The sequence below is a fragment of the Stutzerimonas stutzeri genome (genome assembly GCF_038561965.1).
GTDB classification, from domain to species: Bacteria; Pseudomonadota; Gammaproteobacteria; order Pseudomonadales; family Pseudomonadaceae; genus Stutzerimonas; species Stutzerimonas stutzeri_AA.
In genome coordinates, this window is the sequence record NZ_CP139348.1 from 3,238,926 (window position 1) to 3,258,109 (window position 19,184).

Below are 19,184 nucleotides of genomic sequence, written 5' to 3' on the forward strand. Positions count from 1 at the left end.
AAGGTGCCATTGCTCGCGAGCGGCAATAGCGCAACTGCCACGGATTCGAAGAAACCGCAGAAGCTGTATTGGGACGGGAGCGTAGTCTACCGGAAAGCCCTTATCAGCTCAAACCACTTAGAACGTCGGAGCGCACCAAATGAGTGCGAACCCCCCATCACTCAGTTGCGGCAGATTGGCCACCGCGACCAGCTCGTCATCGCAATACAGCAACGGCAGCCGCCCGCGCACGAACGCTGGCACTCCGGCCTCGTTAAGCAAGCGCTTGAGATCGCGCCGCCCACGACCTGGCACCAACAGCGCCTCGCCGCCCTTTCGATAGCGGATCTGCAGCTTGCCTGTGGGCGGCACCCCTTCCACTCGAAGCGCGCCATTGCTCGGCAGTACCAGGCGTGCAGCCGGATCGGGCCAATCGACCGGTGCGACAATCGTTTTCAGCCAAGCATCCGGTAGCCACCAGATCCGGTCACCACTGCGCTGCAGTTCTCCACCGACCAAGCGCCAGCGAGGCGTGGCATCCGACTTGGCGTCGCGCAACGATAGCCATCCGGCCCAATGCGCTTCGTCCGGCGCCAAGGTCAGACCTGCCAACCAGTAACGCAACACATTGCGCTGCCGCACCGGCGTTAGCGCGCGCAACGCTGGCAACGCGAGATTGGGCAGGCTCAGCCAGCCGTCGCTGCTCGCCGCCTTCGCGGCGCGGATATCCTGCTGCGCCAGCTCGTCCATCAGCTCCTGCGCTTCTGCCATATGCGCTGCGGTTCTTGCCAACGTCGATGCCGCCTGCGGCCAGCGCTGTTTTAGCAGGGGCAGTATTTCCCGGCGGAGATAGTTGCGCGTGTGGGCGTATTGCTGATTGCTGGGGTCCTCCACCCAAGTCAGGGCGCTGGACCTTGCGTATGCCTCCAACTCCTCTCGTGGCACACCGAGCAGCGGACGTGCCAGCCTGCCGCGCCCGAGCGGACGTTCGCCCGGCATCGCGGCCAAACCCCGTACGCCTGCGCCGCGCAGCAGACGGAACAGCACCGTTTCGGCCTGATCGTCGCGATGCTGGCCGGTCAGCAACAGCTCGCCCTCACCCAGGCAATCGCTGAAAGCCTGGTAGCGCGCATTACGGGCAGCCTGCTCCATGCTGGCGCCAGATTCGACCTGCACCTGAACGACGTTCAACAAAACACCCAGCTCATCGCAGATGCCTTGGCAGTGTGCCGGCCAATCATCGGCAACGGCCTGCAAGCCATGGTGCACATGGATCGCGCGGATGACCGGCAGCTGATGCCGATCAGCAAGTCGTGTCAGCACATGCAGCAGGACGGTCGAATCAAGGCCGCCAGAGAACGCCACCCACCACGTGGGTGAGCTACGCCAAGGCGTCAGCGCGGAAAGCAGGAGGGAATCGAGGGACATGCAAGCGCTTCGAGAACCGACATTGTCGGTAAGCATAAAGCTCAGCAAAGCAAGCAGCGAGGGGAACCAGCAAATGCGACCAACAACAGCGCGCCTCGATCCACACCAGCCGAATCGAGACGCGCAGTTGGCGCTGTTGGATCAGGCGATACCGTAGCTCATCAGACGCTCATAGCGACGCGTTAGCAGCGCATCGGTATCCAGCGACTTGAGCATATGCAGCTGGCTGTTGAGCTGTTCGCGCAGGGCGGCAGCCATGACGGCCGGGTTGCGATGCGCGCCGCCCAGCGGCTCGGGGATCACCTTGTCGACGATGCCCAGATCCTTCAGACGCTCGGCAGTAACGCCCATGGCCTCAGCCGCTTCCGGTGCCTTCTCGGCGGTACGCCAGAGAATCGAGGCGCAGCCTTCCGGCGAAATCACCGCGTAGGTGGAGTATTGCAGCATGTTCAGCTGGTCACAGACACCAATGGCCAGCGCACCACCAGAACCACCTTCACCGATCACGGTGGCAATGATTGGCGTCTTCAGCCGCGCCATGACACGCAGGTTCCAGGCGATCGCTTCGCTCTGGTTGCGCTCTTCGGCATCGATACCCGGATAAGCGCCAGGTGTGTCGATAAAGGTGAGGATCGGCATTTTGAATCGCTCAGCCATCTCCATCAGACGGCAGGCCTTGCGGTAACCCTCCGGGCGCGGCATGCCGAAATTACGGCGAACCTTCTCGCGCACCTCACGGCCCTTCTGATGACCAATGATCATCACCGGCTGACCATCCAGGCGAGCAGTACCGCCAACGATCGCGGCGTCATCGGAGAAATGACGATCACCGTGCAACTCTTCGAACTCGGTGAACAGGTGATTGATGTAATCGAGCGTGTACGGCCGCTGCGGGTGGCGAGCCAGGCGGGCGATCTGCCAGCTGGTCAGGTTGCCGAAAATGCTTTCGGTGAGCGATTCGCTCTTGTCCTGCAGGCGGGCAATCTCATCGCCGATATTCAGCGAGTTATCGTTACCAACCAGGCGCAATTCTTCGATCTTGGCTTGCAGGTCGGCGATCGGCTGTTCGAAATCCAGGAAATTCGGGTTCATAGGCATCCGTCATGCGTCGACGGCCAGGCGGCCGGGAGGCTGTTCCGTTTTTTGCGCCTTACCTTACGGGACGGGCGCATTCAGGTCGAACAAAAATTGTTCTGAACCATGACCCGGTTGACACCGGGCCGTTCGGGCCTAGCTCGGAAAGCGTGCATCTGCCGCATTCCGGGCGTCCGCCCTCTATCGGTATTGCAGAAAGACGTTGTCGCGCCCGAACTGGTCACGCAATGCCTGAATCAAGTTATCAGCAGGATCAATCCGCCAGGCCTCACCAAATTGCAGCAAAGCCCGCGCATCATGACCGGTGTACTCCAGTGTGATCGGACAGGCGCCTCGATGGCGGCCACAGACCTCAGCCAGCCAGCGCATACGCTCGCCCTTGAGCGCCTCGCCGGCAACCTTCACGCGCAGACTTTCGGCCAACCCGGTGCGCGCTTCCTCCAGGCTCATCACCCGCTTGGCGCGCAGGCGCAGACCGCCGGAAAAATCATCATTGCTGACTTCACCTTCCACCACCACCAAAGCATCGGTCTGCAGCAGCGCCTGGGCCGTATTGAACGCCTCGGCGAACAGCGAAGCCTCGATACGGCCAGAGCGGTCGTCCAGCGTGATGAAACCCATCTTGTCGCCTTTCTTGTTCTTCATCACTCGCAGGTTGACGATCAGCCCCGCAATGGTCTGCTCACCACGCGCGGGCCGCAGGTCGATGATACGTTGACGGGCAAAGCGGCGAACCTCACCCTCATATTCATCGATTGGATGACCGGTCAAATACAGCCCGAGCGTATCCTTCTCGCCCTTGAGGCGCTCCTTGAGCGACAAATCACGCGCGTTGCGGTGATTGGCATAGACGTCCGCCTCGGGCTCGGCGAACAAGCCGCCAAACAGGTCCATGTGCCCGCTTTCAGCGCTGCGCGCCGTTTGTTCGGCAGCCTGAACTGCTTCTTCCATGGCCGCCAGCAACACCGCACGATTGCGATCGATGTTGGCCTGATAGGCCTTGGCTTCCTCGAAGAAATACGGCCCGAGACGATCCAGCGCACCGGAGCGGATCAGCGCCTCCAGGGTGCGCTTGTTGATGCGTTTAAGGTCGATCCGCGCGCAAAAATCGAACAGGTCCTGGAACGGCCCACCTGCGGTGCGGCATTCAGCGATGGCTTCCACCGGCCCTTCACCGACCCCCTTGACAGCGCCAAGGCCGTATACGATACGGCCGTCGTCATTGACCGTGAACTTGAACTCGGAAACATTCACATCCGGCGGATCAATGCGCAGCTTCATGCTGCGACATTCCTCGATGAGGATCACCACCTTGTCGGTGTTATGCATATCCGCCGAAAGAACGGCGGCCATGAACGGCGCCGGGAAATGCGCCTTGAGCCAGGCGGTCTGGTAGGACACCAGGCCATACGCCGCCGAGTGCGACTTGTTGAAGCCGTAACCGGCGAACTTTTCCACCAGGTCGAAGATGTTGCCCGACAACTCCGTTTCGATGCCATTGTTGGAGCAGCCTTCGATGAAGCCCCCGCGCTGCTTGGCCATCTCTTCAGGTTTCTTCTTACCCATAGCGCGACGCAACATGTCCGCGCCGCCAAGGGTATAACCCGCCATCACCTGGGCGATCTGCATCACCTGTTCCTGATACAGGATGATGCCGTAGGTGGGCTTGAGTACCGGCTCAAGGCCGGCGTACTGGTAGTCCGGGTGCGGATATGAGACTTCCGCGCGCCCGTGCTTGCGATTGATGAAGTCATCCACCATGCCCGACTGCAGCGGGCCGGGACGGAACAGCGCCACCAGTGCGATGAGGTCTTCGAGGCAGTCGGGCTTGAGCTTCTTGATCAGCTCCTTCATGCCGCGTGACTCGAGCTGGAATACCGCGGTGGTCTCGGCCTTCTGCAGCAACTGGTACGTGGGTTTGTCATCCAGCGGGATGAAGTCGATGTTGATCGGCCCCAGGCCTTTCTTGGCCTGCTCGCGATTGATGGTTTCCAGCGCCCACTTGATGATCGTCAGCGTGCGCAGACCGAGGAAGTCGAACTTCACCAGGCCGGCTGATTCGACATCATCCTTATCGAACTGGGTCACCAGACCGCCGCCCTCCTCGTCACAGGCGATCGGTGCAAAATCGGTCAGTTTGGTCGGCGCGATTACCACGCCACCGGCGTGCTTACCGGTGCCGCGAGTAATACCTTCGAGCTTGAGCGCCATGTCCCAGATTTCCCGGGCATCCTCATCTACGGTGAGGAAGTCGCGCAGCGGCTCCTCCATCTCGTAGGCCTTCTCCAGCGTCATGCCGACTTCGAAGGGGATCATCTTCGAAAGTCGGTCAGCCAGGCCATAAGACTTGCCCTGTACCCGCGCCACGTCGCGCACCACAGCCTTGGCCGCCATGGTGCCGAAGGTGATGATCTGGCTGACCGCGTTGCGCCCGTACTTCTCGGCTACGTAGTCGATGACCCGATCACGGCCGTCCATGCAGAAGTCGACGTCGAAGTCGGGCATGGAGACCCGCTCGGGATTGAGGAAGCGCTCGAACAGCAGGTCATAGGCCAGCGGGTCGAGGTCGGTGATCTTTTGCACATAGGCCACCAGCGAACCCGCACCCGAGCCCCGGCCCGGCCCAACCGGCACACCGTTGCTCTTCGCCCACTGGATGAAGTCCATGACGATCAGGAAGTAACCGGGAAAGCCCATCTGAATGATGATGTCGAGCTCGAAGTTCAGGCGGTCGACGTAGACCTGCTTCTTCGCGTCGTAGTCCGGCGTGTCACGTGGCAGCAGCACCTCAAGTCGTTCCTCGAGGCCATCGAACGAGACCTTGCGGAAGTACTCGTCCATCGTCATGCCGTCCGGCACCGGGAAGTCCGGCAGGAAGTACGTACCGAGCTGGACCTCGATATTGCAGCGCTTGGCAATCTCGACGGTATTTTCCAGCGCCTCGGGCAGATCGGAAAACAGCTCCGCCATCTCTTCTGGCGTTTTCAGATACTGCTGATCGGAATAGGTTCGCAGCCGCCGCGGATCGTCCAGGGCGCGCCCTTCGCCGATGCATACGCGGGTCTCGTGAGCCTCGTAATCCTCCTGCTTCAGGAAGCGCACATCGTTAGTCGCGACCAGCGGCGTACCGCTGCGTTCGGCAAGGGCGACTGCGGCGTGCAGATACTCCTCATCGTTGACCCGACTGGTGCGCTGGATTTCCAGATAGAAGCGATCGGCAAACACGTCGCGCCATTCGGCCAGGCGCGATTCAGCCAGTGCTTCGTCACCATTGAGCAGCGCCTGGCCGACCTCCCCTTCGCGCGCGCCCGACAACGCAATCACACCTTCGGCTGCCTGCTTGACCCAATCGCGCTCGATGATCACCAGATCATTGCGCTGACCTTCGGTCCAGCCGCGAGAAATCAGCTCGGTGAGATTGCGGTAGCCCTTCGGGTTCATTGCCAACAGGGTCAAACGGCTGAGCGGCCCATCTTCGTCACAGTTGGCCATCCAGATATCGGCGCCACAAATTGGCTTGATGCCGGCACCCTGCGCAGCTTTGTAGAATTTCACCAGCGAACACATGTTGCTCATGTCGGTCACTGCCACAGCCGGCATTCCACCAGCCGCAACCGCTTTAATCAGCGGTTTGACCCGGACCAGCCCATCGACCAGCGAGTACTCGGTGTGCAGACGTAGATGGACGAAGGAAACAGGCATGAACAGACCTTGAACTGGCAGAACGACGAGCGCGCGATTGTACCGGAAAGCACGGAGCGACTGGGGAGTGGAGGAGCGCCATCAAGCAGCAAAGCGGGCATTCATGGCGACGCCGCGAGGCAGCTGTAGCGAGAACAGCGCGCAGCGGATCGTTGCGTTGGCGCGGGCTAGACCAACAGAACGCTGGTCGGAACCTCGATTTCTATAAGCGCCTGCTCAAGCATCGCCCGGACGGGCCCGAAGGAGCGACGATGGATCGGCGTAGGCCCGAGCCGACGAAGCGCTTCCAGATGACTGGGAGTTGGATAGCCCTTGTGCCCAGCCAGGCCGTAACCCGGATAGCAGAGATCGAGAGCCTGCATTTCACGGTCGCGACTGACTTTGGCCAGAATCGACGCGGCGGCGATTGCCGGCACCTGGCCGTCGCCCTGAATCACCGGCGCGCTGGGCACGCTCAGCTGTGGACAGCGATTACCATCGATCAACGCCAGCCGCGGGGTGACACTCAGTCCCTCTACTGCGCGCTGCATGGCAAGCATCGTGGCGTGAAGAATGTTCAGCTGATCGATCTCATCAACCTCGGCCCGAGCAATGCACCAGGCTACTGCCTTCTCGCATATCTCGTCGAACAGTGCCTCTCGACGGGCCTCGCTGAGCTTCTTTGAGTCGTTCAGCCCCTTGATCGGACGCGCCGGATCCAGGATCACAGCGGCCGTTACCACCGGACCACACAGCGGCCCGCGCCCTACCTCATCGACGCCGGCAACCAGCTCTTCGACCAGATTGAAATCGAGTCCGATCTGCATCAGCGCGCCCCAACCAGACGGAGCACCGCGTCGGCAGCCTGACTCGAAGCATCGCAGCGTAGCGTGCGGTGGATGCTGTCGAACCCTTCGGTCTGCACGTCACCATCGTCCAGTAATGGCGACAGCGCCTGAGCTAGCGCCTCCGGCGTCGCGGCATCTTGCAGCAGCTCTGGGACCAGCAGGCGTTGAGCGAGCAGGTTGGGAAGCGCGACATAGGGGCTCTTCACCAGCCGACGGAGGATGCGGTAGGTCATCGGCGCCACGCTGTAAGCCACCACCATCGGCCGCTTGAACAGTAGAGCTTCGAGCGTTGCGGTGCCGGAAGCGATCAGCACAGCGTTACAGGCGGCCAATGCCTCATGGGAACGACCATCGAGCAGGGCCAGCGGCAGATCACGCGTGGCCAGCATCTCTTCGAGCTGCAGCCGCCGCTCGGGACTGGCACATGGCATGACGAAACGAATCCCGGGGCGCATGGCACGCAAACGCTCGGCCGCGGAAAGAAACAGATCGCCCAGCCGGGCCACCTCGCCGCCTCGGCTACCTGGCATCAGAGCAACGACCAGTCCATCCGTTGGCAGCCCCAGCGTTTGTCTTGCAGCCACACGATCGGCACAAAGCGGAACGGCGTCAGCGAGCGGGTGGCCGACAAAACGCACCGGCACCTGGTGCTGGTCGTAGAATTTGGCTTCGAACGGAAATAGCGTGAGCATCAGATCGCAGGCTTCACGAATCTTAAGTACCCGCTTCTGCCGCCAGGCCCAGACCGATGGACTGACGTAGTGCACGGTCTTGATCCCAGCGCGGCGCAGCTTGAGTTCCAGGCCGAGATTGAAATCGGGCGCATCGATTCCGATAAACACATCCGGACGAAGCGCGGTCAACGTCTTGACCAGGCGTTTACGTCGCGCGAGCAGCTCCGGCAAGCGACCGAGCACCTCGACCAGCCCCATCACGGCCAGACGCTCGAGCGGAAAATAAGACTGCAACCCTTCGGCCTGCATCAGCGGACCGCCGACCCCGACAAACTCGACATCTGCGTGCTGGGCCTTCAGCGCCTGCATCAGCCCCGCGCCAAGGATGTCGCCCGAGGATTCGCCTGCGACCAGAGCAACCCTGAGCGGCCGTTTCATTTCAGCGGGTGATGCCACGGGTAGATGCCTGGATGGAATCACGGAATATCGCGACTTCCGGGAACGCTGCCGCACTATCGGCTAGCTCCGTGAGCGCGGCTTCCACCGTTAGCCCCTTGCGATAAACGATTTTGTAGGCGTTGCGCAGCGCATGTACGGCCTCGGCACTGAGGCCACGCCGGCGCATACCTTCGAAGTTCATGCTGCGGGCTTCGGCAGGATTGCCAAAAACGGTCACGAACGCCGGCACATCCTTACCAATCGCGGTGCCCATGCCAGAGAAGCTATGCGCGCCTATATGGCAGAACTGATGCACCAGGGTGTAACCGGACAGGATGGCCCAGTCCCCCACATGTACATGACCGGCCAACGCAGTGTTGTTGACCAGGATGCAATGATTGGCGATCACGCTGTCGTGGCCAATGTGCGCATAGGCCATGATCAGGTTGTGATCGCCGATAGTGGTTTCGGATCGATCCTGAACGGTGCCGCGATGGATCGTCACACCCTCGCGAATCACGTTGTGATCGCCGATCACCAGGCGTGTCGGCTCGCCCTTGTATTTCAGATCCGGCGTGTCTTCGCCAACCGAGGAGAACTGGTAGATACGATTGTGGCGTCCGATGCGAGTCGGTCCTTTTATGACCACGTGCGACGCGATCACCGTACCCGCGCCAATCTCGACATCCGCCCCAATGATCGACCAGGGCCCGACCTGGACGTCAGCCGCCAGCTGGGCCGCAGGGTCGATAATGGCGCGAGGGTCGATCAAACTCATATCTTCTGTTCCGCGCAGATGATTTCGGCCGAGCAGACCGCTTTGCCCTCAACGGTTGCGCGGCAATCAAACTTCCAGATGCCGCGCTTGGCGCTGATGAACGACGCCTCAAGGATCAACTGATCGCCCGGAACGACCGGCTGACGAAAGCGCAGCTTGTCAGAACCAACGAAATAGTAAAGCGTGCCATCGGCTGGCTTGACACCCATCATCTTGAAACCGAGCAGGCCTGCAGCCTGTGCCATGGCCTCGATGATCAACACGCCCGGCATGATCGGATGCTGTGGGAAGTGCCCGTTGAAGAACGGCTCGTTGATGGTTACGTTTTTGTAGGCACGAACGCGCTTGGCCTCGACATCCAGTTCCGTTACGCGGTCCACCAGCAGGAACGGGTAACGGTGAGGCAAGTATTCGCGAATCTCGTTGATATCCATCATGTCAGGAAAGAGCCTGTAAAAAAGTATAGGGCAGCCTGCGCTGAAAGCTCGCGCGAGCACTGACAGGCAGTAACCCCGAAAAAAAACGGATCAGACTAGAAGCTCAGGCATCAGAAGCCGGATTCTGAGCCTGAGTCACGGCGGCCAGGCTTTTCTCCAACTGTTGAAGCCGGCGGGCCATATCGTCCAACTGACGAATCCGCGCCGCGCTTTTTCTCCAATCGGCAGCATTTTGCATCGCCGTGCCAGAGGAATAGCTACCGGGCTCAGTAATGGAACGGGTGACCATGGTCATTCCCGTCACGAACACGTTATCGCAGACGTCGATGTGCCCAACCATGCCAACACCACCGGCAATCATGCAGTTGCGCCCGATCTTGGTACTGCCGGATATGCCGGCGCAGCCAGCCATCGCGGTGTTGTCTCCAATCTGCACGTTGTGCGCGATCATGATCTGGTTGTCCAGTTTCACGCCGTTACCGATCAGCGTGTCGGAAAGGGCACCGCGGTCAATGGTGGTATTGGAGCCGATTTCGACGTCATCGCCGATACGCACGCCACCAATCTGCGCGATCTTCTGCCAAGCACCTTGTTCTTTGGCAAAACCGAACCCCTCGCCGCCAATCACGGCACCCGACTGGATCACCACGCGCTTGCCGATCAGAACATCGTGATAGAGCGTGACGCGCGGAGCCAGTCGGCCGCCTTCGCCGATGCGGCTGCGCGCACCAACGAATGACTGCGCACCAACCACTACGTCCGACTCGATGCATGCGCCCGATTCGATCACCGCATAAGCCCCGATACTGGCCGATGGATGAACGCTCGCATCGGCCGCCACCAACGCGGTGGGGTGGATGCCACTAGTCGTTTGCGGACGAGTTTCGAACAGATGCGAGGCTCGCGCGTAGGCGAGATAAGGGTCACTGACGACAATGGCGAAACCGGCATACGCCTCGGCATCGGCGGCTGACAGCAATACCGCCGCAGCCTGAGTGGCATCCAGATACTTGCGGTACTGGGCATTAGCCAGGAAGCTCAACTGCGATGGACCCGCTTCCTGCAAGGTTGCGAGCCCATTGATGGCCAAGGCAGCATCGCCGCGCAGGCTGCCACCCAGCTCCTCGGCCAGTTGGCCGAGCGTAAAGACTGCGCCGGACATATCAGCGCATCTGATTCATGCGCTCGATGACCTGGCGGGTGATGTCGAACTGAGGTTTGACATCCACCACGGCACCGCGCTCGAACACCAGATCGTAGTTGCCTTTCTTGATGACTTCTTCGACCGCCTGGTCCAGCTTCGGCTTGAGCTGCTTGAGCATGTCGCGATCAGCCACGGCCTTGGATTCGTTCAGCTCCTTGGACTGGAACTGGAAGTCGCGCGCCTTCTGCTTGAACTCAAGTTCCAGACGCTCACGCTCAGCCTGCTGCATCTTGTCTCCGTCCTTCATCAGACGGTCCTGAATGCGCTTGGCATCGCTTTCCAACGTCTTCAGCTTGGTCAGCTGAGGACCGAATTTCTTCTCCGCATCGACCGAGTAACGCTTGGCGGCATCGGACTCGAGCAGCGCCATCTGATAATTCATGACGGCGATTTTCATTTCGGCAAATGCCGGGGTCGCTACCAGCGCGGCAACGACGAGAAACAGTTGAGTCAACTTACGCACGGTAAACACCACTCCTGAAAGAAAACACTGCCGCATCACGCCGCAATGTTAGAACGTTTGTCCCAGCGAGAACTGGAATACCTGGGTATCGGCGTCGTCGGGCTTAACGACCGGCATAGCCAAACTAAAGCTAAGCGGGCCCATTGCGGTAATCCAGGTCAAACCGACGCCGACTGAGCTGGCCATGTCACCAAAGTCGATATCGCTACAATTGGCTGAGCCCGACGGACAGTTGGTATCGAACACGTTACCGACGTCCCAGAATACCGAAGTTCGCAACGAGCGCTGATCCTTGACGAATGGCATCGGGAACAGCACTTCCAGCCCGCCCTGCACAAGCACGTTGCCGCCGAAGGGCAACGGATCCTGATCCGGATCGGCAATGGTTCCTGGACGTGTACCGTCGCTCGGGGTACTGCGCGGACCTAAGCTGCTATCTTCAAAGCCCCGCACCGAATTGAAGCCACCCGCGTAATAGTTTTCATAGAACGGCAGCCTCGACGTCGAACCGTAGGCATCGCCGTAACCAAGGCGCGTGTGCATACGCAGCGTGTAGTCCTTGCTCATCGGCACGAACAATTGCCCGTTGTAGTCGAGCTTGTAGAACGACAGGTCGCTACCCGGGATGGTGGTCTCGAAAACCAGGCTCTGGGAATGACCACGTGTCGCCAGCACACCACGGTTAAGCGTAGATTCTGACCAGCCTACCGATGCCTTGAAGTTGAGGAAGCTGTCGCCCTCCTCCTCCATGAAGTCGAATATCTCGTCCACGGTATAGCGGCCGGTATCCAGATCGTCCTGTTGCACGGTCAGGCCGAAGGACAGGCGCGAAGTTTCGCTGATCGGATAGCCAATGTTGATACCACCACCCAGACTGTCCACCGAGTAGCTGGAGACGTCGTAGTCCAACTGGTCGTAATCTGTTGTGCGATAGAAAGCATTGTAGCCAAGGCTGACGCCATCTTCGGTCCAGTAGGGGTCCACGAAACCGAAGTTGTAGCGCGACTGGTATTCGCTACGGGTCAAACCCAGTGACACGCGGTTACCGGTACCGAGGAAGTTGTTCTGGCTGATGGAGCCGCCAAGGATCAGACCGGCGTTCTGAGCAAAACCGATACTGGCCATGATTGAACCGGAAGGCTGCTCCTCGACGCTGTAGTTGACGTCGATCTGGTCATCCGTGCCCGGGACCTGGGGCGTTTCGACGTTAACTTCCTTGAAGAAGCCGAGACGCTCAAGACGAGTCTTGGACTGATCGATCAAGTACGTCGAAGCCCAGCCACCTTCCATCTGGCGCATCTCGCGACGCAGCACTTCGTCTTCGGTCTTGGTATTGCCGCGGAAATTGATGCGGTTGACGTAAGCACGCTTGCCAGGATCGACGACGAAGGTGATGGAAACCGTGTTGTCTTCGTCATGGGCTTCCGGAACGCCGTTGACGTTGGCGAAGGTATAGCCCTCATTGCCCAGCCGACGAGTAATCAGCTCGGAAGTCGAAGTCATTACTTTGCGAGAGAAGATCTGTCCTTCCTTGGCCAGTAACAGCGCCTCGATCTCTTCTTGCGGAACCTTGAGGTCACCGCTGAGCTTGACGTCGCGAACCGTATAACGTTCACCCTCGTCAATGTTCACCGTGACATAGACATGCTTCTTGTCAGGCGTGATGGACACCTGAGTCGAGGTGATATCCATATTGATGTAGCCGCGATCCAGGTAGTAGGAACGCAGACGCTCCAGGTCACCGGACAGTTTTTCACGGGCGTACTTGTCATCGTTGCGGAAGAAGGAAAGCCAGTTGGTCGTCTTCAGCTCGAACAGATCGACCAGATCGTCGTCAGCGAAGACAGAGTTGCCGACGATATTGACGTGCTTGATAGCTGCGACCGAGCCTTCGTTGATCTTGATTTTCAGGGCGACACGATTGCGCGGCTGTGAAACGACCTCAGTCTCAATGGTCGCCGAGTAGCGGCCTTGAGCAACGTACTGGCGCTGCAACTCGTTACGCACGCCTTCGAGCGTGGCTCGCTGGAAAATTTCCCCTTCGGCCAAGCCGGACTGCTGCAAACCTGACAGCAGATCTTCGGTCTTGATCGCCTTGTTGCCTTCGATTTCGATGCCGGAAATGGACGGACGCTCGACTACGCTGATGACCAGCACATCGCCTTCACGACCGAGCTGGATATCCTGAAAGAACCCAGTTCGAAAAAGCGCACGAGTCGCATCGACGAGACGGGTATCGTCGGCCGGCTCACCCACGTTCAAAGGTAATGCGCCGAATACGCTGCCGGCGGAAACCCGCTGCAGGCCGTTGACCCGGATATCGGAGATAGTGAAGGACTCAGCGTGAACTTCGGCAATCATCAATGCGGAGATAACCGCAGGTAGCAGCAGACGTTTCATGAAGTCCTTTCTTGTTCAAACCTGATAAATGAACCGGCGATTCGGCACGGCGACACTACGGATTCGGCGTTACAAACGGCCAATATCATTGACCAGCGCAAGCAGCATCACCCCTACCACCAGGCTGATACCGATCTGTACTCCCCACCCCTGCACCCGCTCCGACAAAGGACGTCCGCGGACCCACTCGACGAGATAGAAGAGCAGGTGACCGCCATCGAGCACCGGGATAGGCAATAGATTGAGAACCCCCAGACTTATGCTCAGATAGGCGAGGAAATTGAGGAAATCCCCCAACCCCGACTGGGCAGAAGCGCCCGCCACTTTAGCAATGGTTATCGGGCCGCTCAAGTTTTTTACCGATAGCTCCCCGAAGAGCATTTTCTTCAACGAATCGAGAGTCAGCAGGCTCATGGTCCAGGTGCGCCTTGCACCTTCTACCACCGCCTCGAGAGGACCGAAGCGGACTTCGCGCAGCATCTCAGCCGGCCATTCACCGCCCTCGACTCCAGCGCCAAGGTAACCGCGCCGTGCATCCCCTTCGCCGCGAACGGCCAACGTCAGCGGCACATCCAGACGCTGCCCCTCGCGCTCCACCTGCAGTGACACCGATTCGCCGGGGAGCACCTTTACCGCATCGATGACCTGCTGCCAATCCGCCAGCGGCTGCTGATTCAGCCCCAGCAAAAGATCACCAAGACGAATGCCTGCCGCCTGTGCTGGACCTTCAGGATCCAACTGAGCGATTACCGGCGATATTTGCGGGCGCCAAGGCCTGATACCAAGCGAAGTGATCGGGTCCGGCTCTTCCACCCCTTTCAGCCAGTTCTGCAGCGAAACCTGCAGATGCCGATCGGCAGTGCTACCCATGTCGCGCACGGTCAGATTTAGCTGACCGCTTTCACCCAAGCGACGAACCAACTGCAGATTGACCTCGCCCCAGCCGCTGACCGGCTTGCCGTTGACGGCGACGATCTCCTGATCGACGGCCAAACCTGCCTGCGCCGCAAGGCTGCCGGGCTCGACAGCGCCGACCACCGGCCGCACCTGCTCGCTGCCAAGCATTGCCAGCAACCAGAAGAACACCATGGCGAGGAGGAAGTTGGCCAGCGGCCCGGCAGATACGATGGCGAAGCGTTGACGGACGGTTTTGCGATTGAACGCACTATCGAGCATTGCCGGGGGTACGTCACCTTCGCGCTCATCGAGCATCTTGACGTAGCCACCTAAGGGTACCGCCGCGATGACGAACTCAGTGCCCTGTCGATCATGCCAGCGCACCAGTGGCGTGCCGAAGCCTACGGAGAATCGCAGCACCTTAACGCCGCAGCGCCGCGCGACCCAAAAATGACCGAACTCATGGAAGGTCACCAGCACCCCGAGCGCAACGAGGGTGCCAATGATCATGTATAGCGCGCCCATACTTTCCTCCGGGACTGGGTCTGTTGACGTTTCGCTGCAAGCCTTGAGGCCGGCAGACCCTATCGCCCGTGGCGGCTCAACCAGGTTTCGGCACCTTTCCGCGCCTGCCTGTCTGCCGTTAACACATCCTCGAGACAGGCGGTCGGAACCGCTGTCTCGCGATTCAATACGTCGTCGATGATACTCGCGATCTCAGTGAAGCGGATGCGCCGATTGAGAAAGGCATCGACCGCCACTTCATTCGCCGCATTGAGCATCGCTGGCGCTGTACCGCCAGCTTCTGCAGCCAGCCGGGCTAATTGCAGACAAGGGAAACGCAGATCATCCGGCGCCTGAAAGTCCAGCCGCCCGACTTGCAGCAGGTCGAGCGCTGAAACACCGGAATCGATCCGCTCCGGCCAGGCCAACGCGTGAGCGATAGGCGTACGCATGTCCGGATTACCGAGCTGCGCGAGGACCGAACCGTCCACGTAATCCACCATGGAGTGGATGACGCTTTGAGGATGAATCACCACTTCGACCTGCTGCGGTCGCGCATCGAACAACCAGCAGGCCTCGATCAGCTCTAAGCCCTTGTTCATCATGCTTGCCGAGTCCACCGATATCTTGCGCCCCATCGACCAGTTGGGATGCGCACAAGCCTGCTCGGGCGTCACGTCCGCCAGGAGCTGCGGCGCCATATCGCGGAAGGGGCCACCGGATGCGGTCAGCAATATTCGCCGAACACCAACCGTGCCAAGACCCTGAGCGTAACCGGATGGTAAGCACTGGAAAATCGCGTTGTGTTCGCTATCAATCGGCAGCAATACCGCCTTGCTATCGCGCAGCGCCTGCATGAACAGGGCGCCAGACATCACCAGCGCCTCCTTGTTTGCCAGCAGAACACGCTTGCCCGCCTGCACAGCCGCAAGCGTCGGCTTCAATCCCGCAGCGCCGACGATGGCTGCCATGACCACATCGACCTCAGGATGCGCAGCCACCTCGCTCAGACCGCCCTCGCCACTCAGAACCCGTGTCGTGACGCCATCGGATTGCAGCTGCTCCTGCAACGTCGCGGCCTGCTTCTCATCGCCAACCACCGCATAGACAGGCCGATGCCTGACGCAGAGCGAGCGCAGCTCGGCTAGCCGGCTGAAGCCAGTCAACGCGAAAATACTGTAGCGATCAGGGTGACGCGCAACGACATCCAGCGTACTGAGCCCAATCGACCCAGTGGCGCCCAGCACGGTGATCTGCAAGGGTCGGGTCACAGCGCGCCCCAACCGGCAAGCCACAACAGGACTGCGAACACCGGTACGGCCGCAGTGAGACTGTCTATGCGATCCATGACACCGCCATGCCCGGGCAGCAACTGACTGCTGTCCTTGATGCCGGAGCTGCGCTTGAACATGCTTTCAGTCAGATCGCCGATCACCGAGATCAAGACCACCACCGCTGCACCCAACAGCGCTAGCACCAGCTCTCGCGGGGTCCAACCACGGTAGACCCCAACGGCAAGCGTGACCGCGAGACTGGTCAGTAGACCACCCACCAAGCCCTCCCAACTCTTGCCAGGACTGACCTGAGGCGCGAGCCTGCGCTTACCGAAGGTCTTGCCAGAAAAATACGCACCGATGTCAGCTACCCAAACCAGCACCATGACTGCCAGGATCAACCAGTTGCCCAACGGCCACTGCTTGAGCACAACCAAGGCTTGCCATGCCGGCAACAGAATCGCCAGCCCGATCAGCAAGCTGCCAACAGAACCACCCCAGAGACGACTACTCTGGGGATAAGTCAGCACTAGGTAGGTCGCGGCAAGCCACCAGAAGATAGCCAGCGCCAACAGCCAGGGCGCCAGACCCGGAAGCTGATACAGCACAGCAAGCAACACCACGACCAGCGCGGCATAACCAACGCGCGCCGACTGGCTGGCGAAACCAGCGAGGCGCGCCCACTCCCAGGCGCCTAGCACAACGACAAGACCAATGAAAAGCGCGAACGCAAGCCCATGAAGGAGGAAAAAACCGATGATCGCGACGGGAAGAAGAATGGCTGCCGTGATGATTCGCTGCTTCAGCATTCGACTTTGACCTCACTTTCAACCTGCTCGCCAGTCTTGCCGAAGCGCCGCTGCCGAGTAGAAAAGTCCGCGAGCGCCTTACGCATCGCGACATGCTTGAAATCCGGCCAGTACAGGTCAGAGAAGTACAGCTCTGCATAGGCAAGCTGCCAAAGCAGGAAATTGCTGATGCGCCGCTCACCGCCGGTTCGAATGCATAAATCCGGCAATGGCGTGTCGCCGGTCGCCAGATAGTTCTGAAACAGCGCTGGAGTAATTTCGGCCGGGTTCAGCCGCCCGGACTGCGCCTCGGTAGCCAAACGCTGAGCAGCCTGGAGAATGTCCCACTGCCCGCCGTAGTTGGCTGCGACCTGGAGCACGAAGCGGTGATTGGCAGCGGTCATTTCCTCCACTTCCAGCATCGCTGCCTGGAGCTCTGGATGGAAGCGCGCACGGTCGCCGATGATGCGAAGCCGAATCCCGTTTTCATCGAGCTTGCGTGCCTCGCGCCTGAGCGCGGAGAGGAACAATTCCATCAGCGCACCGACTTCATCCGCCGGGCGTTGCCAGTTCTCGCTTGAAAACGCAAAAAGCGTCAGCACCTCGACACCGGAATCGGCACAGACCTCAATAACGGCGCGAACCGCGTCGACACCAGCCTTGTGTCCGGCCACACCGGGCAGCAAACGCCTCTTAGCCCAGCGATTGTTGCCATCCATGATGATCGCCACATGGCGGGGTATGTTCCGCCCGACGATCTGCCTGACCTTTTCCATGAACAACTCTACTTGCGCTAAAACACGCTGCGAACCAAAAGAAAAAGCTGCAAGCAACAGCTCTGTGGCATCCACGCCCATCGCGCCACGCAAACTCGTGACGCGATAGAAGCGGTTCGATGCCGGCCTTACACGGCCATCAGGTCGCCTTCTTTGGCTTCGAGGGCCTTGTCGATCTCGGCAACGTGCTTATCGGTAAGCTTCTGGACGTCATCCTGGCCACGACGTTCATCGTCCTCGCTGATTTCCTTTTCCTTGACCAGATCCTTCAGCTGCGCAATCGCGTCACGGCGAATGTTGCGCACCGCAACGCGAGCGTTCTCGGCTTCTGCACGCGCCTGCTTGGTGTAACCCTTGCGGGTTTCCTCGGTCAGAGCCGGCATCGGCACACGAATGGTGGTGCCCGCTGTGGCCGGATTCAGACCCAGATCCGAAGTCATGATCGCTTTCTCGACCGCCTGGATCATGCTCTTGTCGAACACGGTCAATGCCAGTGTCCGGGAATCCTCGGCGATCACGTTGGCAACCTGACGCAGCGGCGTATCAGAACCGTAGTAGGACACCATCACGCTATCGAGAATGCTGGGGTGCGCACGACCAGTACGGATCTTGGCGAACGCATGGTCCAGCGACTCCAGGGTTTTCTTCATGCGCTCCTGCGCGTCTTGCTTGATCTCATTGATCATTCGTTCGATTCCTCGATCAGTGTTCCTTCGGCGCCACCGAGCACAATGTTGAGCAGGGCGCCGGGCTTGTTCATATTGAAGACCCGCAGCGGCATGTTGTGGTCACGACACAGGCAGATGGCCGTCAGGTCCATCACGCCGAGCTTGCGATCGAGCACTTCATCGTAAGTGAGCTCGGCGAACTTCTCGGCATTGGGGTCCTTGAATGGGTCTGCAGTGTAGACACCGTCAACCTTGGTCGCCTTGAGTACCACGTCCGCCTGGATCTCGATCGCACGCAGGCAAGCCGCCGAGTCGGTGGTGAAGAACGGATTACCGGTACCAGCCGAGAAGATGACCACTTCGCCGGTCTTGAGATGACGCATTGCTTTGCGGCGATCGTAGTGGTCGGTCACGCCGACCATGGAAATGGCGGACATCACCAATGCAGGGATATTCGAGCGCTCGAGCGCATCGCGCATCGCCAGCGAGTTCATTACCGTGGCCAGCATACCCATGTGGTCGCCAGTAACACGATCCATGCCGGCTGCCGAAAGCGCCGCACCGCGGAAGAGGTTGCCACCACCGATAACCAGACCGACTTCGACCCCGATCCCCACCAACTGGCCGACTTCAAGAGCCATGCGATCCAGAACCTTTGGATCGATACCGAAGTCTTCGGAACCCATCAGGGCCTCGCCGCTCAATTTGAGCAGAATGCGTTTATAGCGAGGATTGCGTGCACTCATCTGCTGAGCCATTGGCGTGTTATCTCCTGCGGCGTGCTATGACCAAGTCTGTATGACCCAGACCAAAAATATCTGCGCTATGACAGCGCAACTCGGGGTTGGTGCC

At 59.8% G+C, this 19,184-nt stretch carries 16 protein-coding genes; all 16 read right to left on the reverse strand.

Going from position 1 to position 19,184, the window contains the following annotated elements:
• Positions 1–117: 117 nt before the first annotated feature.
• The 16 genes from tilS to pyrH all read right to left on the reverse strand — a co-directional run bounded on the left by tilS (position 118) and on the right by pyrH (position 19,090).
• Positions 118–1,407 carry a tRNA lysidine(34) synthetase TilS gene (gene tilS / locus SM130_RS14720; protein ID WP_102825289.1) on the reverse strand — a complete coding sequence of 430 codons (1,290 nt, stop codon included), beginning with the start codon at positions 1,405–1,407 and terminating at the stop codon, positions 118–120.
• 141 nt (positions 1,408–1,548) lie between these two features.
• Entirely contained in the window at positions 1,549–2,499 is a 951-nt protein-coding gene (locus SM130_RS14725) for an acetyl-CoA carboxylase carboxyltransferase subunit alpha (protein WP_102825288.1), read from the reverse strand.
• Between the two features lie 183 nt (positions 2,500–2,682).
• Positions 2,683–6,204: a DNA polymerase III subunit alpha gene (gene dnaE / locus SM130_RS14730; RefSeq protein ID WP_102825287.1), complete on the reverse strand. Its 3,522-nt coding sequence runs from the start codon at positions 6,202–6,204 to the stop codon at positions 2,683–2,685.
• 167 nt (positions 6,205–6,371) lie between these two features.
• Positions 6,372–7,010, reverse strand: coding sequence for a ribonuclease HII (gene rnhB / locus SM130_RS14735; protein WP_102825286.1), 639 nt, complete (start codon positions 7,008–7,010; stop codon positions 6,372–6,374).
• A complete protein-coding gene (gene lpxB / locus SM130_RS14740) occupies positions 7,010–8,143 on the reverse strand; it encodes a lipid-A-disaccharide synthase (protein WP_102825285.1) in 1,134 nt (377 codons plus the stop codon). Before lpxB ends, rnhB begins: the two co-directional genes overlap by 1 nt.
• Position 8,144: 1 nt before the next feature.
• The gene (gene lpxA / locus SM130_RS14745) at positions 8,145–8,921 is read right to left on the reverse strand and encodes an acyl-ACP--UDP-N-acetylglucosamine O-acyltransferase (protein ID WP_102825284.1); all 777 of its coding nucleotides are present in this window, start codon (positions 8,919–8,921) and stop codon (positions 8,145–8,147) included.
• Positions 8,918–9,358 (reverse strand): 3-hydroxyacyl-ACP dehydratase FabZ, encoded by a 441-nt coding sequence (gene fabZ / locus SM130_RS14750; protein WP_102825283.1) that lies wholly within the window; start codon positions 9,356–9,358, stop codon positions 8,918–8,920. Before fabZ ends, lpxA begins: the two co-directional genes overlap by 4 nt.
• Before the next feature lie 103 nt (positions 9,359–9,461).
• On the reverse strand, positions 9,462–10,520 hold the full coding sequence (gene lpxD, locus SM130_RS14755; RefSeq protein ID WP_102825282.1) for a UDP-3-O-(3-hydroxymyristoyl)glucosamine N-acyltransferase: 1,059 nt from the start codon (positions 10,518–10,520) through the stop codon (positions 9,462–9,464).
• 1 nt (position 10,521) lies between these two features.
• Complete coding sequence (locus tag SM130_RS14760) at positions 10,522–11,025, reverse strand: OmpH family outer membrane protein (RefSeq protein WP_102825430.1); 504 nt, start codon at positions 11,023–11,025, stop codon at positions 10,522–10,524.
• A gap of 48 nt (positions 11,026–11,073) precedes the next feature.
• Positions 11,074–13,425, reverse strand: coding sequence for an outer membrane protein assembly factor BamA (gene bamA / locus SM130_RS14765; protein ID WP_102825281.1), 2,352 nt, complete (start codon positions 13,423–13,425; stop codon positions 11,074–11,076).
• A gap of 69 nt (positions 13,426–13,494) precedes the next feature.
• Positions 13,495–14,847 (reverse strand): RIP metalloprotease RseP, encoded by a 1,353-nt coding sequence (gene rseP, locus SM130_RS14770; RefSeq protein ID WP_102825280.1) that lies wholly within the window; start codon positions 14,845–14,847, stop codon positions 13,495–13,497.
• A 59-nt stretch (positions 14,848–14,906) separates the two neighbouring features.
• On the reverse strand, positions 14,907–16,097 hold the full coding sequence (gene ispC, locus SM130_RS14775) for a 1-deoxy-D-xylulose-5-phosphate reductoisomerase (RefSeq protein WP_102825428.1): 1,191 nt from the start codon (positions 16,095–16,097) through the stop codon (positions 14,907–14,909).
• Positions 16,094–16,909 (reverse strand): phosphatidate cytidylyltransferase, encoded by an 816-nt coding sequence (locus SM130_RS14780; RefSeq protein WP_102825279.1) that lies wholly within the window; start codon positions 16,907–16,909, stop codon positions 16,094–16,096. The genes ispC and SM130_RS14780 overlap by 4 nt, the downstream gene beginning before the upstream one ends.
• Positions 16,903–17,664 (reverse strand): polyprenyl diphosphate synthase, encoded by a 762-nt coding sequence (gene uppS / locus SM130_RS14785; protein ID WP_102825429.1) that lies wholly within the window; start codon positions 17,662–17,664, stop codon positions 16,903–16,905. Before uppS ends, SM130_RS14780 begins: the two co-directional genes overlap by 7 nt.
• A 128-nt stretch (positions 17,665–17,792) precedes the next feature.
• Positions 17,793–18,350 carry a ribosome recycling factor gene (frr, locus tag SM130_RS14790; RefSeq protein WP_102825278.1) on the reverse strand — a complete coding sequence of 186 codons (558 nt, stop codon included), beginning with the start codon at positions 18,348–18,350 and terminating at the stop codon, positions 17,793–17,795.
• On the reverse strand, positions 18,347–19,090 hold the full coding sequence (pyrH, locus tag SM130_RS14795; protein WP_003285758.1) for a UMP kinase: 744 nt from the start codon (positions 19,088–19,090) through the stop codon (positions 18,347–18,349). Before pyrH ends, frr begins: the two co-directional genes overlap by 4 nt.
• Positions 19,091–19,184: the final 94 nt, after the last annotated feature.